Annotated in this window: 13 protein-coding genes and 1 riboswitch; of the genes, 9 read left to right on the top strand and 4 right to left on the bottom strand. The window is 70.2% G+C overall.

Annotated elements, in window-relative coordinates; all coding sequences use genetic code 11:
* Positions 1–160 precede the first annotated feature (160 nt).
* Positions 161–958, bottom strand: a complete 798-nt coding sequence (locus tag ACVN90_RS04880) for an endonuclease domain-containing protein (RefSeq protein ID WP_475101039.1) — start codon at positions 956–958, stop codon at positions 161–163.
* Between the two features lie 649 nt (positions 959–1,607).
* On the opposite strand from ACVN90_RS04880, the gene ACVN90_RS04875 reads away from it, so the two are divergent.
* Both ACVN90_RS04875 and ACVN90_RS04870 read left to right on the top strand, forming a co-directional pair.
* On the top strand, positions 1,608–2,177 hold the full coding sequence (locus ACVN90_RS04875) for a GNAT family N-acetyltransferase (protein ID WP_475101038.1): 570 nt from the start codon (positions 1,608–1,610) through the stop codon (positions 2,175–2,177).
* Positions 2,178–2,219: 42 nt separating this feature from the next.
* Complete coding sequence (locus ACVN90_RS04870; protein ID WP_475101037.1) at positions 2,220–3,080, top strand: Fpg/Nei family DNA glycosylase; 861 nt, start codon at positions 2,220–2,222, stop codon at positions 3,078–3,080.
* A gap of 2 nt (positions 3,081–3,082) precedes the next feature.
* Here ACVN90_RS04870 and glpK read toward each other — a convergent pair whose 3' ends face one another.
* A complete protein-coding gene (glpK, locus tag ACVN90_RS04865; RefSeq protein ID WP_475101036.1) occupies positions 3,083–4,621 on the bottom strand; it encodes a glycerol kinase GlpK in 1,539 nt (512 codons plus the stop codon).
* A 73-nt stretch (positions 4,622–4,694) separates the two neighbouring features.
* Positions 4,695–6,434, bottom strand: coding sequence for a glycerol-3-phosphate dehydrogenase/oxidase (locus tag ACVN90_RS04860; protein ID WP_475101035.1), 1,740 nt, complete (start codon positions 6,432–6,434; stop codon positions 4,695–4,697).
* 79 nt (positions 6,435–6,513) lie between these two features.
* Between ACVN90_RS04860 and ACVN90_RS04855 the strand changes: the two genes are divergently transcribed.
* The 7 genes from ACVN90_RS04855 to ACVN90_RS04825 all read left to right on the top strand — a co-directional run bounded on the left by ACVN90_RS04855 (position 6,514) and on the right by ACVN90_RS04825 (position 13,414).
* Positions 6,514–7,473, top strand: coding sequence for a sugar-binding transcriptional regulator (locus ACVN90_RS04855; RefSeq protein WP_475101034.1), 960 nt, complete (start codon positions 6,514–6,516; stop codon positions 7,471–7,473).
* 90 nt (positions 7,474–7,563) lie between these two features.
* Positions 7,564–7,740: riboswitch (FMN riboswitch) on the top strand.
* A gap of 68 nt (positions 7,741–7,808) precedes the next feature.
* Positions 7,809–8,846: a bifunctional diaminohydroxyphosphoribosylaminopyrimidine deaminase/5-amino-6-(5-phosphoribosylamino)uracil reductase RibD gene (gene ribD, locus ACVN90_RS04850; RefSeq protein ID WP_475101033.1), complete on the top strand. Its 1,038-nt coding sequence runs from the start codon at positions 7,809–7,811 to the stop codon at positions 8,844–8,846.
* Positions 8,846–9,496: a riboflavin synthase gene (locus ACVN90_RS04845; RefSeq protein WP_475101032.1), complete on the top strand. Its 651-nt coding sequence runs from the start codon at positions 8,846–8,848 to the stop codon at positions 9,494–9,496. Before ribD ends, ACVN90_RS04845 begins: the two co-directional genes overlap by 1 nt.
* Complete coding sequence (gene ribA, locus ACVN90_RS04840) at positions 9,493–10,767, top strand: GTP cyclohydrolase II (RefSeq protein WP_475101031.1); 1,275 nt, start codon at positions 9,493–9,495, stop codon at positions 10,765–10,767. Before ACVN90_RS04845 ends, ribA begins: the two co-directional genes overlap by 4 nt.
* Entirely contained in the window at positions 10,764–11,240 is a 477-nt protein-coding gene (gene ribH / locus ACVN90_RS04835; protein ID WP_475101030.1) for a 6,7-dimethyl-8-ribityllumazine synthase, read from the top strand. Before ribA ends, ribH begins: the two co-directional genes overlap by 4 nt.
* A gap of 109 nt (positions 11,241–11,349) precedes the next feature.
* On the top strand, positions 11,350–11,703 hold the full coding sequence (locus ACVN90_RS04830) for a Fe-S protein (protein WP_475101029.1): 354 nt from the start codon (positions 11,350–11,352) through the stop codon (positions 11,701–11,703).
* Positions 11,704–11,932: 229 nt separating this feature from the next.
* Entirely contained in the window at positions 11,933–13,414 is a 1,482-nt protein-coding gene (locus tag ACVN90_RS04825) for an MFS transporter (RefSeq protein ID WP_475101028.1), read from the top strand.
* Here the strand turns inward: ACVN90_RS04825 and ACVN90_RS04820 are convergent.
* Complete coding sequence (locus tag ACVN90_RS04820) at positions 13,411–14,034, bottom strand: DUF4166 domain-containing protein (protein WP_475101027.1); 624 nt, start codon at positions 14,032–14,034, stop codon at positions 13,411–13,413. The two genes, ACVN90_RS04825 and ACVN90_RS04820, sit on opposite strands and share 4 nt — an antisense overlap.
* Positions 14,035–14,138: the final 104 nt, after the last annotated feature.

Below are 14,138 nucleotides of genomic sequence, written 5' to 3'. Positions count from 1 at the left end.
CCCCGGGCTGCAGCATCCGTCCGTCCCGGTTCCCAATTCAGGATCGGCATCCCGTCGCTCTGCGGTGCCGCCTGTGTTCTCGGGCCGAGGACCAACCATCCTGCGCGCATCTCCTGAATTCGGAACGCTCTGAACCGGGGACGCAGGCGCGGCGGCACGCTCAGCGACCGTTGCGGGCCGTCAGCCCCGAGATCGCCTGCATGACCTCGTCTGGCCGGTGCATGATGTCCTGTGCTGTCAGCCGCAGTACTGAGTAGCCCTGGCGCGCGAGCGCGAGGTCGCGGCGGTAATCCTTGAGCTGCTGTGCCCAGTCACTGTGGTGCTGCTTGCTGTCGCACTCGATGACGAGCCAGCCGTCGACCACAAGGTCGACGAACCCGACGTCGTCGAACTCGACCTGCAGGTCGAAGGTGCAGCCGAGAGCCCGCAGGATGAGGCGGACGAAGGTCTCGGGTCCCGACTGCGCGCGGCCGTCGATGAGCGGGCGAAGGACCGAGTACCGCGCGGGAATCAGCGCGAAGACCTCGGAGACCTGCGCTTCGGTGAGCAACTTCTTGTTGAGCGCGCTGTCGATCGAAGCGACTGCGGCGCGGGGACTCTGGCAGATCATGGCCTGCGCGAGGGCGACAACGATGTCGACGCAGGTCGCACTGCCCGGATCCTCAGGCAGCACCTCCCAGTGGAGCCGTGTGCCATGCGGCTTCGACAGGTCGAGACGCTTCTTGCGGTTGTGCGGCGAGCGCATGCGGCTGGCCCTCGGCGTGAGATGCACGTGCAGCCGGGAATTCTCCAGCACGAAGACCTCGAGCATCTCCAGCAGTGACAGGCAGGTCAGGCGGCCTCCGACCCGCACGGCCCGCACAACGGCGTCCGGGGCATCGGCGGGCAGGTAGCGGTCTCGCCGGGCGCGTATGAGCTTCCCGGTGCGCACGAGCGCCGTGATCTCCCGCCGGGTCATGCCTTCTTGGAACATCTCCGCGCGTGTTCTGTGCCTCTCCCACATTCGACCGAGGCTCGCGCAGGGCGGACGGCACGGTCGGACACTCGCCCGGTTCTGTGGAGGACTGCTGGCCGCCGCCGCCTGTGGAGGAGCCCCCGCTCGCCCCTCTTCCTCCTCCTCCCCTCTTGTTCCTCCTCCCCTCTTGTTCCTCCTCCCCTCTTCTTCCTCCTCCCCTCTTCTTCCCCCTCCCCTCGGCGCTGTTCCGAATTCAGGATGCGCAAACGCGCCGGACGACCGGCGCCCCGGAATCTCGGCACCAGCGGTCCGGTATCCCGTCGGCCGTCCTGAGTAGGGAACTGAGGGGGATCTCGGCCGAGCCCTGGAACGGCGAGCGCGGCCGCGTCGAGCGCGGGGCGGTGATGGCGGAGACACGCCCCGGACGGTGTTCCCAACTCAGGACGGGCGTGCGCAGATCTGCGGCGGGCCGCGGATTCACCCGATCCGGGGTCCGGCGAGCACCCGCCGATCCTGAATTCGGAACTTGGGCGCCGCCGCCGACACTGGGGCGCCGGCCATCGGATCAGTACCGCAGACGCGCGGCATACATGTTGGCAACGAGACGCGTGGGGAGGCGAGCGGCGCACCCAGGAGCTCATAGGGTGGGCTGATGGAGCCCGTGACCCTGCGCACCGCGCGCCTCGAGCTGTCGGTGCCGCGCGTGGAGGACGTCGACGCCATCCACGCCGCGTGCCAGGACCCCGACATCCAGCGCTACACCAGGGTGCCGTCGCCGTACGCGCGCGAGGACGCCGAGAAGTTCGTCGTCGCGGTGGCCGAGCAGTGGGCGGGCGAGCTGCATCGCACGTGGGTGATCCGCGACGGCGCGACGCTGGTCGGCACCATCGGGTTCTACCGTCTCGACGGTCACGGCAACGGCGAGATCGGGTACTGGATCGCTCCGGACCAGCGCGGGGGCGGACGCCTGCGGGAAGCCGCGAATGCCGTGATCGACTGGGCCTTCTCGCCCGACGGCGCGGGCCTCACGCGCATCGAGTGGCGGGCGGTCGTGGGCAATGAGGCGTCGGCGCGCGTCGCCCGCGCGCTGGGCTTCCGCTTCGAGGGCACCCTCCGGCAGGCGCTCGTCAACTTCCAGGGCCGCCGCGACGACGGCTGGATCGGCGCGCTCCTGAAGACGGACGACCGGATGCCGCAGCCCTGGCCTGTGCTCGGGGGCTGACGGCCCGGCCCGCGTGTCGCCGCGGCATGGCAGGATGAGCGCATGCCCGAGATGCCCGAGGTGCAGGGACTCGTCGACTTCCTCGGCGAGCGGCTCACCGGCGTGCAGATCACGCGGGCGACGGTCGCGAACATCGCCGCACTGAAGACGTACGACCCGCCGATCGACGCGCTTCAGGGGCAAGCGATCACCGGTGCCTCGCGCCACGGCAAGTTCATCGACCTTGCCACCACCGGCCCTCACCTCGTGTTCCACCTCGCCAAGGCCGGATGGCTCCGCTGGTACGACGAGCTGCCGAAGACGATCATCCGCCCCGGCAAGACGCCCATCGCGCTGCGCGTCGCGCTCTTCGACGGCGCCGGGTTCGATCTCACCGAGGCCGGCACGAAGAAGTCGCTCGCCTACTACGTGGTACGCGACCCCGCGGACGTGCCCGGAGTCGCCCGGCTCGGCCCCGACCCTCTCGACGCCGCCTTCACACGCGACACCTTCGCCGACCTCCTCGCCGGTCGTCGCACGCAGATCAAGGGCGTGCTACGCGACCAGATGATCATCGCGGGGGTCGGCAACGCGTACTCCGACGAGATCCTGCATGCGGCGAAGATGTCGCCGTACGCCCTCGCGTCGTCGCTCTCCGACGACGACATCACCCGACTCTTCGAGGCGATGACGGTGACATTGACGGATGCTGTCGCCGAGGCATCCGGAAAGCCACCGGCCGAGCTGAAGGACGCGAAACGCCGGGGCATGCAGGTCCACGGGCGTCGCGGCGAGAAATGCCCGGTCTGCGGCGACGAGGTGCGCAGCGTCTTCTTCGCCGACAACTCGCTCGAGTACTGCCCCACCTGCCAGACCGGCGGCAAGATCCTCGCCGACCGACGCCTGTCGCGTCTCCTCAAGTAAGGTCAGTCGCCCGTCGTGCCCATGAGCACGCGAGCATCGTCGTCGACCCAGTCGAGCGACTTCGACACCGCCTTGCGCCACTGCCGGTAGCGGCGTTCGCGCTCGTCCTCGGGCATCCGCGGTTCGAAGCGGACATCCTCCCGCCAGTGCGCGCGCAGCTCGTCGAGGTCGTTCCACACTCCGGTCGCGAGACCCGCGGCGTACGCGGCACCGAGCGCCGTCGTCTCGACGACCTTCGGCCGCACGACCGGGATGCCGAGGATGTCGGCTTGGAACTGCATGAGCAGATCGTCGCGGGTCATGCCGCCGTCGACACGCAGCTCGTCGAGCGTGCGGCCGGTGTCGGCGACGACCGCGTCGATGACGTCGCGAGTCTGGAACGCCGTCGACTCGAGCGCCGCGCGCGCGATGTGCGCCTTGTTGACGTAGCGGGTGAGGCCGACGAGCGCGCCGCGCGCGTCGGGGCGCCAATACGGCGCGAACAGCCCCGAGAACGCCGGCACGAAGTAGGCGCCGCCGTTGTCGTCGACGCTCGCCGCCAGGGTCTCGACGTCTTCCGAGCGCTCGATGATCCCGAGGTTGTCGCGCAGCCACTGCACGAGCGATCCGGTCACCGCGATCGACCCCTCGAGGGCGTAGCGCGCGGGCTCATCCCCGATCCGGTAGCCGACGGTCGTGATGAGACCGCTGCCCGAACGCACGATCTCGGTCCCGGTGTTCACGAGGAGGAAGTTCCCGGTGCCGTAGGTGTTCTTCGACTCGCCGGCGTCGAACGCGGCCTGGCCGAAGGTCGCCGCCTGCTGGTCGCCGAGGATCCCGGCGATCGGCACCCCGTCGAGCACCGACGGCAGCGAGGAGTGCCCGACGACCTCGGACGACGAGCGGATCTCGGGCATCATCGCGCGCGGGATGCCCCACACGGCGAGGAGGTCGTCAGACCAGTCGAGGGTGCGCAGGTCCATCAGGAGCGTGCGCGACGCGTTGGTGACGTCGGTGACGTGGATACCGCCGCGTGCACCGCCCGTGAGGTTCCACACCACCCAGGTGTCGGGCGTGCCGAACAGCAGCTCCCCCGCTTCGGCGGCCGCGCGCGCGCCGTCGACGTTGTCGAGGATCCACGCGACCTTCGATGCCGAGAAGTACGTCGCCAGTGGCAGCCCGGTCGACTCGGCGAACCGGTCCGCCCCGCCCTCGCCCGCCAGTTCATCGATGCGCGGCTGGGTGCGGGTGTCCTGCCACACGAGCGCGTTGTGCACGGGGCGCCCGGTGCGCTTCTCCCAGACGATCGCGGTCTCGCGCTGGTTCGTCACACCGATCGCGGCGACGTCGGATGCTGCGAGCCCGGCGCGCGAGAGACATGAGGCGATGACCCACTCGGTGTTGGTCCAGATCTCCACAGGGTCGTGCTCCACGCGTCCGGCACGGGGAAAGATCTGCTCGTGCTCCCGCTGAGACACCGCGACCACGGCACCGGCGGCGTCGAACACGATGGCACGCGTGGAGGTCGTGCCCTGATCGATGGACAGCACGTGGTCGGGCAACGAAAGTCTCCTTGCTCGGCGGGCGACATCGCCCGCGCGGGTCGGCCGCGCGCCGAGCGCGCGTGCGGTCAGGCTATCGCGCGGCGGCGGGGATCCAGGACGGGTCCGCAGCGTGGATCCGGTCCAGCGCGCGCTCCGCCTCGAGCGCGGTGCGTGCGCCATCCCAGTCGAGCACGGAGGCGACTGCGTCGGCCGCCTCGGCGACCGCCTCCGCCGTCGCCTCGCCGAGGAATGCGATGCTGGTGCGCCGCAGCAGGAGGTCGTCGAGGTGCGCGACGTCCTCCGTCGCCGCGAGGTGCCGCAGCTCACCCGAGCTGTACCCGGGCAGGTGCTCGAGCAGCACGTCGTCGGCATCCGCCGCGATCGCGTCGACGACCGCAGCGGCGACCGTGCCGTAGCGGTCGAGCAGCATCGCGACACGGGCGGCCGGCACGGCGGCGGCATGGGCCGAGATCCACTGCTGCCGCGCGCGCTCGGTCATCGGGAAGCCGCGGCCGCCGCCGATCGGCACTCCCCGGGTCGAGCTGCGGCGCGGCCGCGCCAGCAGCTCGAGGGCGCGGTCGGCGAGGTGCTCGGCCGACGCACGGAAGGTGGTCCATTTGCCGCCGATGAGGCTCAGGACCGTGGCATCCCCACCGATCAGCGGTGCGGACTCGACCCGGTAGTCGCGCGAGACGAACCCCGGCGAGACGTCGTCGTGGCCGGGGAGCGGCCGGACGCCCGCGAACCGGTAGACGATCTGGGAGCGCACAACCGGAATCGTCGGCAGCACCTGGCCGATGAGCTCGATGAAGTAGTCGACCTCCGCCTCGGTGCACACGATCGAGTCGGCCATGTCGTGCTCGAGGTCGGTGGTGCCGACGAGCACGCGTCCCTTCAGCGGGTAGATGAGGACGATGCGGCCGTCCTCGTTCTCGAAGAACAGCTCCCGTCCGCCGGTCGCCGCGAGCAGTTCGGGGTGGTCGAGCACGACATGCGAGCCCTTGGTGCCGCCCATGTACCGGGTCGGATCGCCGAGGGCGAGGTTGGTGAGGTCGGTCCACGGACCACTGGCATTGACGACGACGGATGCTGAGAACCGCACCTCTCCGCCGGTCAGCGCGTCGCGCAGCACGACCCGCCCGTCGTCGACCCCGACAGCTGCGGTGTAGTTCGCCGCACGGGCGCGATCGCCGCCCGCTGCGCGACCGTCGCGCAGCACGTCGATGGCAAGGCGCTCGGGGTCGTGGAGGGACGCGTCCCAGTAGGTCGCGGTGTACTTCACGTCGGGGTTCAGCTGCGGCAGCTGGGCGAGCGAGCGCTTGCGCCCGTGGAAGGTGTGCCGCGGCACCGTGCTCTTGCCGAACACGCCGCCGCCGCGCGAGAACGAGTCGTAGATGACGAGCCCGATCTTGATGAGCGCCGCGCCGCGCTCGTGGTGCGTTCCGCCGCCGTGGCGCAGGAATCGCAGCGGCGCCGAGAGCACGCCGGAGAACGTCGAGAAGATCGGGATGGTGGTCTGCAGCGGCCTCACGAAGTGCGGGGCGGTTCGCAGCAGCGCGTTGCGCTCGGTCACGGCCTCGTGCACCAGCCGGAACTCACCGTTCTCGAGGTAGCGGATGCCGCCGTGGATCATGTGCGACGACGCGGCCGACGCGCCGCTCACGAAGTCGTCACGCTCCACGAGCGCGACATCGACCCCCTGCATCGCGAGGTCGCGGAACGTCGCCAGACCGTTGATTCCGCCGCCGATGATGAGCACGTCGGCGTAGGGCCGCTCCGCGAGCGTCGCCCATCCTCGTTCCGCAGCCCGCGCCGTCATCGCATCCCCCATCGTCGTGCTGTCCGCAGTCCCATCATGACACCTCTGGACGTCCTTGCAGGCGATATGCACATACGTGCACGATGGTTCCATGGACCAGATCGGGGACGCCCGCACGATGCACCGCGCGCTCACCGCCGCGCACCTCTATTACGTGCAGGACCGCACGATGGATGCGATCGCACGCGAGCTCGGCACGTCGCGCTCGACCGTGTCGCGGCTCCTCACCCACGCACGTGCGACCGGCATCGTCGACATCCGCATCCGGTCCCCCTTCGCCGCGCCGCAGCGACTCGAGGACCAGCTCGCCGAGCGCTTCGGCATCCTCGCCCAGGTGGTTCCCGTGCCCGACGACGCCACCGACGTCGACCGGCTCCAGCGCGTCGCCGTCGCGGCCGCACATGCACTCCTCGACCTCGTCCAGGACGATATGACGGTGGGCGTCGCGTGGGGATCGACCACCGCCGCGGTGAGCCGTCACCTCGTTCCGAAATCGGTGCACGGCGCGACCTTCGTGCAGCTGAACGGCTCGGGCAACACCCACTCGACGGGCCTGCTCTACGCGAGCGAGATCCTCAGCCGCTTCGCCGCCGCCTACGACGGCAGCGCGCAGCAGTTCCCCGTGCCGGCGTTCTTCGACGACCCCGCCACGAAGGACGCGATGTGGCGCGAGCGCAGCACGCGACGCATCCTCGACATGCTGCCCTCGATGGATCTCGTGCTGTTCAGCACCGGCTCGGCCGGGTCGCGCGTGCCGAGCCACGTCTACAGCGGCGGCTACCTCGAGCCCGCCGAACTCGACCAACTCGCCGACGATGGCGTCGTCGGCGACGTGGCCACGGTCTTCTACCGCGCGGACGGATCGAGCGACGGCATCGCCCTGAACGACCGCGCCACCGGGCCCAGCCTCGCCGTGCTGCGCGGCATCCCGCGACGTGTATGCATCGTGTCGGGGGTGTCGAAGCTGGCGAGCCTGAAAGGTGCGCTCGCCGCACATATCGCGACGGACCTCATCGTCGACGAGGCGACCGCGCGAGCGCTCCTGGAGTGAGGTTCCGGCGCCGAGACTCGTGCACACGGACTTCATGCGAAGACATGGAATGAATGGACGGATGCCGCGTTGACTACACTCGAGAGCAGCAAACGTGCTCCGGGGTCGGTGTGAATCCGAACCGGCGGTGACAGTCCGCGAGCCAAGGCATCAGCATCCCTTTCGGATGCCGCCGCGGCCGATCCGGTGGAATTCCGGAACCGACGGTGATGCGACAGGTTTCTTCACGGAGGCCGGTCGCTAGTCCGGATGGGAGGCAGCACGAAGGCGACGCCGTGCGCGCGCCTTCGCTTCCCTTGCCCCGGGGCGTCGAGAACGACGAGACGAGGGGCCGGATGGCGAGCACAGCGGAACACGACGCGATGCGTCGGGCGCTGGCGATTGCGCGACGCGGCCCTCGCGGCGTCAACCCGCAGGTCGGCGCCCTGTTCCTCTCCCCCGACGGTGAGGTCCTCGCCGAGGGCTGGCACCGCGGCGCCGGCACCCCGCACGCCGAGGTCGACGCGCTGTCACGGCTCGCGCCCGGCGCCGCACGCGGCGCGACCGCGATCGTGACGCTCGAGCCGTGCAACCACACGGGTCGCACCGGCCCTTGCTCGGAGGCGCTCATCGCCGCCGGCGTCACGCGGGTCGTCTACGCGATCGCCGACCCCGGCGACCACTCCTCCGGCGGGGGCACGCGGCTGCGCGCGGCCGGGGTCGAGGTCGAGGCGGGCCTGCTCGCCGACGAGGCGACAGCGCTCCTCGACTCGTGGCTGACCGTCCAGCGCCTGCGCCGCCCGCACGTGACCGTGAAGTGGGCCCAGAGCCTCGACGGTCGGGCGGCGGCAACCGACGGCACCAGCAAGTGGATCACCGGGCCGCAGGCGCGCGCCGACGTCCACCGCCGCCGCGCCGAAGCCGACGCGATCGTCGCCGGCACCGGCACGGTGCTCGCCGACGACCCGGCGCTCACCGCCCGCACCGACGACGGCTCGCTGCTCGGCCACCAGCCCGTTCCGGTCGTCGTGGGCTCGCGCGCGGTGCCCGACGCGGCGGCTGTGCGGCAGCATCCCCACGCATTCCTCCAGTACCCGGGCGACGACGCGTCGGGCGGGCTGCCGGCCGTGCTGGAAGACCTTCGCCACCGCGGCGTGCAGCGCGTGTTCGTCGAGGGCGGCCCGGCCCTCGCGGCGTCGTTCCTGCGCGAACGCCTCGCCGACGAGCTGCTCGTGTACGTCGCACCGGTGCTGCTGGGCGGCGAACGGGTCGCAGTGCAAGACATCGGGGTGACCACCATGAGCGAGGCGAGGCGCCTGGCCGTAGCATCCGTCATCCCCCTCGGCGACGATCTGCTGTTCGTCGCCCACCCCGCTTCGGAAGGAGACGAGTGATGTTCACCGGAATCATCGAAGAGATCGGCGAGGTCACGGGTGTCGAGCCGTCAGGAGACGGCGTGCGCGTGACGGTGCGCGGGCCGAAGGCCGTGTCGGATGCCGCGCATGGCGACTCCATCGCGGTCAGCGGCGTGTGCCTCACCGTCGTCGAGCAGGGCCCCGACTGGTTCACCGCCGACGTCATGAAGCAGACGCTCGACATGTCGACGCTCGAGGGCGTCGCCGCCGGTCGCGTGGTCAACCTCGAGCGCGCGACCGCCGCCCACGGCCGCCTCGGCGGGCACGTGGTGCAGGGCCACATCGACGGCACCGGCACGGTGCTCGAGGTGCGCCCCGGAGAGCAGTGGCAGGTGCTGCGCATCTCCGTGCCGGGCGAGCTCGCCCCGCTCGTCGTCGACAAGGGCTCGATCGCCGTCGACGGCGTCTCGCTCACGGTGAGCGGTGCAAGCCCGGCCGCCCCCGGCGACGGGTGGTTCGAGGTCTCGCTGATCCCCGAGACCCTCGCCGCGACCACCCTCGGCGCCCGTGTGCCGGGCGACCGCGTCAACCTCGAGACCGACATCCTCGCGCGCCACGTGCAGAGGCTGATGAACTTTGCTCGATTCCCCGCGGACGCGTCCGCACCCACGGAAGGAGGCTCGAAGTGAGCCTTGCCACCATCCCCGAGGCACTGGAGGCGCTGCGCGCCGGCCGGCCGGTCATCGTCGCCGACGATGAGAACCGCGAGAACGAGGGTGATGTCATCCTGTCGGCCCAGCTCGCCACCCCCGAGTGGGTCGCGTGGACTGTCCGCTGGACGAGCGGATTCCTGTGCGCGCCGATGCCCGCCGACTGGGCCGACCGCCTCGACCTGCCGCCCATGGTCGAGAACAACGAGGACGCCCGCGGCACCGCGTACACCGTGAGCGTGGATGCCGCCGACCGCATCTCGACGGGCATCAGCGCCACCGATCGCGCGCACACGCTCAACGTTCTCGCGAACCCGGAGTCGACGCCCACCAGCGTGATCCGTCCCGGCCACATCCTGCCGCTGCGTGCCGTCGACGGCGGCGTGCGCGACCGCGCGGGCCACACCGAAGCCGCGGTCGAGCTCATGAAGCTCGCCGACCTCGCACCCGTGGGCGTGATCGGCGAGGTCGTCGCCGAGGACGGCAGCATGATGCGCCTGCCCGGACTGCAGGAGTTGGGCGCCGAGTACGGCATCCCCGTCATCACGATCGAGCAGCTCGTCGCCTACCTCGATGAGAACGTCCCGTGCGACCCCGCGACCCGCAGCGCCCACAAGCGCCGCGTGAGCCTCCGCGCCGAGGCTCACGTGCCCACCGCGCACGGCGAGTTCCGCTTCCTCGCATACAAGGACCGTGTCACCGGCACCGACCACATCGCGGTCGTGTCCGGCGAGCTGTCGGAGGCGCCGCTCGTGCGCGTGCACTCGGAGTGCCTGACCGGCGAGGCGTTCGGCTCGCTCAAGTGCGAATGCGGCCCGCAGCTCGAAGCGGCGCTCGACGCCATCGAGCAGGACGGCGGTGTGGTCATCTACATGCGCGGCCACGAGGGTCGCGGCATCGGCCTCATCAACAAGCTGCGCGCCTACTCGCTGCAGGAGCGCGGCCTCGACACCGTCGACGCCAACCTCGCACTGGGCCTGCCCGCCGACGCGCGCGACTACGCGGCGGCCGCCGGCATCCTCACGGACCTCGGCGTCGAGAAGGTGCGCCTGCTGACCAACAACGCCGACAAGGTGAAGCAGCTCCGCGACCTCGGACTCGACATCGTCGAGCAGGTGCCGCTGCTGGTCGGCGTCGGCCCGAACAACCACCAGTACCTGGCGACGAAGCGCGATCGCATGGGACACCTGATCGACGAGGCGGATCTGGCAGACGCCATCGCCCACATGCACGAAGGAGCAGAACGATGAGCGGCAAGGGCGCACCCGAGGCCACGGCACCCGTCGACGGCAGCGGGCTCGACGTGGTCGTCGTCGCGGGCACGTGGCACGAGACGATCACCGACGGCCTCATCGCCGGTGCCGCGCGCGCCGCCGAAGCCGCCGGCGCGTCGCACCGCCTGGTGCGCGTGCCCGGCTCGTTCGAGCTGCCGGTCGTCGCGAAGGCTGCTCTGGAAGCCGGAGCCGACGCCGTCGTGGCGCTGGGCGTCATCATCCGCGGCGGCACGCCGCACTTCGAGTTCGTGTCGAACGCGGCGACCGACGGCCTGACGCGCGTCGCACTCGACACCGGCAAGCCGGTCGGCTTCGGCGTGCTGACGCTCGACGACGAGGCACAGGGCATCGCCCGCGCCGGTCTCGAGGGCTCCGTGGAAGACAAGGGGTTCGAGGCCGCCGACGCGGCCATCCGCACCGCGGTGGTGCTCCGCAATCTGCGTTCCTGAGCCGTGCGGAACTCTACCCTTTCGCGATTCCCGGGAATCGCGAGAGGGTAGATCTCCGCACGAGTGACAGCGGCGGGTGACAGAAACAACCTTCAGCTAGACTGATGGCATGGAAATCCTCCGCCACGTCGTCGTGCTCGTCCACCTCGTGGGCTTCGCCATCCTCTTCGGCGCCTGGGTCGTCGAAGCGGTGAACGGAAAGCACCAGATCACGCGCCTCATGAACTGGGGCCTTGCGATCGCCGGCCTCGCCGGCCTCATCCTCGCCGCCCCGTGGGGCATCGACTACGAGCTGAACTACGTCAAGATCGGCGTGAAGCTCGTCATCCTCGTCATCATCGGCGCACTCCTCGGCATCGGCGCCGGCCGCCAGCGCAAGACCGGCTCGGTGCCCGGCGCCATCTTCTGGTCGATCGGCGTGCTCACCTTCGCCAATGCCGCGATCGCGGTGCTGTGGCGCTGACCGACTGACACACGAAACGGATGCTGCGGCCCTGGGCCCGCAGCATCCGTTTCCGTATTCGGGAGCCGCTGCGGAATCACAGGACTAGGCTGGTCTTTTGTGCCGGGCGACACGCCCGCACTCACGGTGATCCAGTGCAGTGCCGCCTGACGCGTCACCCCTGCGCCCGGCGTCCGCCCACCGCTGCATCCCACCCGGATGCCCCGCTCCGCGCACGCCCCAGGTGAATATGTCCTCCCCCAGCACGACCGTCGCGACTCCCGCGGCGCCCGCCAATCCCCGCTCCCGCGTCATCCTCGCGAGCCTCGTCGGCACCACGATCGAGTTCTACGACTTCTACGTCTACGCGACCGCCGCCGTCCTCGTCTTCCCGATCCTCTTCTTCCCGACCGGCAACGACACCACATCGCTGCTGCTGTCGTTCAGCGTCTTCGGGGCCGCGATGGTCGCGCGTCCGCTCGGCGCGATCGTCTTCGGCCACTTCGGCGACCGGTTCGGCCGCAAGGCCACCCTCGTCGCCTCGCTGCTCACGATGGGTATCGCGACGTTCCTCATCGGGTGCCTGCCGACGTTCAACGAGATCGGCGTGTGGGCGGCGGTGCTGTTGCTCGTGCTGCGCCTCGCGCAGGGCTTCGCGCTCGGCGGCGAGTGGTCGGGTGCGGCGCTCGTCGCGACCGAGAACGCCCCCAAGGGCAAGCGCGCCTGGTACGGCACGTTCCCGCAGCTCGGCGCACCGCTCGGCTTCATCATCGCGAACTCGGTGTTCCTTGCGATCAACTTCCTGCTCCCCCACCCGGACGGCGCCGGTCAGCGCTCGGCCGATTTCCTCGCGTGGGGCTGGCGCGTGCCGTTCCTGTTCTCGGCGGTCATGGTCATCATCGGCCTGTGGGTGCGTCTGCGCCTCGTTGAGTCCCAGACGTTCGTCAAGGCCGAAGAGAAGGGCGCGATCCGCAAGTTCCCGCTCGGCACGGTCATCCGTCACCACTGGTGGCACCTGATCCTCGGCACGTTCATCATGCTGGCGACCTACGTGCTCTTCTACCTGATGACGAACTTCACGCTCTCGTACGGCACGAAGGCCGCCGACCTCGAGGTCGCCTCCGCCGCCGCGCAGAAGGCCGCCGAAGCTGCAGGCACCGCGTTCGACCCGGCCGCCTTCGCCGCGCAGTTCTACCCGGGGCTCGGTTTCGGCTACACCGACTTCGTGCTGATGCAGATCATCGGCGTGGTGTTCTTCGGCATCTTCACCCTGCTGTCGGGCCCGATCGCCGACGCGATCGGACGCCGCCGCCTGCTGCTGTGGGTCACGGGCCTCATCATCGTGTTCGGCCTCACGTTCAACCTGTTCCTGTCGCCGCAGCTCGACCCGAAGTTCACCGGCGCGCTGACGCAGGCGTTCCTCATCTTCGGCTTCATGCTGATGGGCTCGACGTTCGGCCCCATGGGCGCCGTGCTGCCGGAGCTGTTCCCGACGAACGTCCGCTATTCGGGCTCGGCCATCTCGTACAACGTGTCGTCGATCCTCGGCGCCGCGCTGGCTCCGATCGTCGCGGTCGCGCTGTGGGCCTGGGCGGACGGCAGCCCGTGGCTCGTGGGCGTCTACCTCTCGGCGATGGGCGTGCTGACCTTCATCGCCCTCCTCCTCTCCCCCGAGACGAAGGACGTCGACTACGACGCCGACCTGGGCGTCGGAGCCACCGGCTCGCTCTAGCCCCGCTTCGGAGGACGACGGATGCTGCAGCCCCGCGCGGGTTGCAGCATCCGTCGTTCGCACTCACGTGCGTCGCTCGTGCCGAACGGGCTTCGTGTGGGCGGGCGCGTCGGACGCGTCCGGGAACTCGCAGTGGAACTCGCCCGCGTACCGAAGAGGAAGCCGAAGACGCGGTTGTGCACCTCGAGGCGGATGCGGAAGACCTGCGCGCGATCGTCGTAGCTCTCGCGCAGCTCGGCACGACCGCTGAAGAGCATCGGGAAGCGGAAGCCGAGCGGCCCCGCGTAGAAGCGCTGCCGGTCGGATCGCAGCAGGAGGCTGCCGTCGGGCTCCGCGACCAGCTCCAGGTCGACCGCGAGGTGCTGATGACTGCCGAGGTAGTCGACCACCCGCCCGTCATCGCCGAGGATCATCGTGGCGTCGAAGCGGCGCACGGCACGAGGCATCCTGAAATGACGCACGAAGGTGACCGTCTCGCGTCCGAACGGGTCCCGGTAGGGATAGTTCTCGATCGTGAACGCGATGTCGCGCCCCGTCTCGGGGATCAGGATGTTGCGGAAGCGGCCGATCTGCAGGAACGGTATCGTCCACCACGGGCCGCGGGCGCTGCGGCGTGCCACAACTCCTCCTGCCACGCCTGCCCGCTCCGTCCCGCCGCGGTCTGGCCGGGGGCGCCGGCTCATCCCAGCGGAGTTATGGCACACGCCCCTGCGCGCACGACGAC

This window comes from Microbacterium sp. F01 (assembly GCF_056156365.1).
This window is presented reverse-complemented; position numbering and strand designations above follow the sequence as displayed.

Excerpts from the sequence above, each read along its gene's own strand:
- ACVN90_RS04880 (WP_475101039.1), bottom strand. The coding sequence starts at position 958 with ATGACCCGGCGGGAGATCACGGCGCTCGTGCGCACCGGGAAGCTCATA.
- ACVN90_RS04875 (WP_475101038.1), top strand. The coding sequence starts at position 1,608 with ATGGAGCCCGTGACCCTGCGCACCGCGCGCCTCGAGCTGTCGGTGCCG.
- ACVN90_RS04870 (WP_475101037.1), top strand. The coding sequence starts at position 2,220 with ATGCCCGAGATGCCCGAGGTGCAGGGACTCGTCGACTTCCTCGGCGAG.
- ACVN90_RS04860 (WP_475101035.1), bottom strand. The coding sequence starts at position 6,434 with ATGGGGGATGCGATGACGGCGCGGGCTGCGGAACGAGGATGGGCGACG.
- ACVN90_RS04855 (WP_475101034.1), top strand. The coding sequence starts at position 6,514 with ATGGACCAGATCGGGGACGCCCGCACGATGCACCGCGCGCTCACCGCC.
- ribD (WP_475101033.1), top strand. The coding sequence starts at position 7,809 with ATGGCGAGCACAGCGGAACACGACGCGATGCGTCGGGCGCTGGCGATT.
- ACVN90_RS04845 (WP_475101032.1), top strand. The coding sequence starts at position 8,846 with ATGTTCACCGGAATCATCGAAGAGATCGGCGAGGTCACGGGTGTCGAG.
- ribH (WP_475101030.1), top strand. The coding sequence starts at position 10,764 with ATGAGCGGCAAGGGCGCACCCGAGGCCACGGCACCCGTCGACGGCAGC.
- ACVN90_RS04830 (WP_475101029.1), top strand. The coding sequence starts at position 11,350 with ATGGAAATCCTCCGCCACGTCGTCGTGCTCGTCCACCTCGTGGGCTTC.
- ACVN90_RS04825 (WP_475101028.1), top strand. The coding sequence starts at position 11,933 with ATGTCCTCCCCCAGCACGACCGTCGCGACTCCCGCGGCGCCCGCCAAT.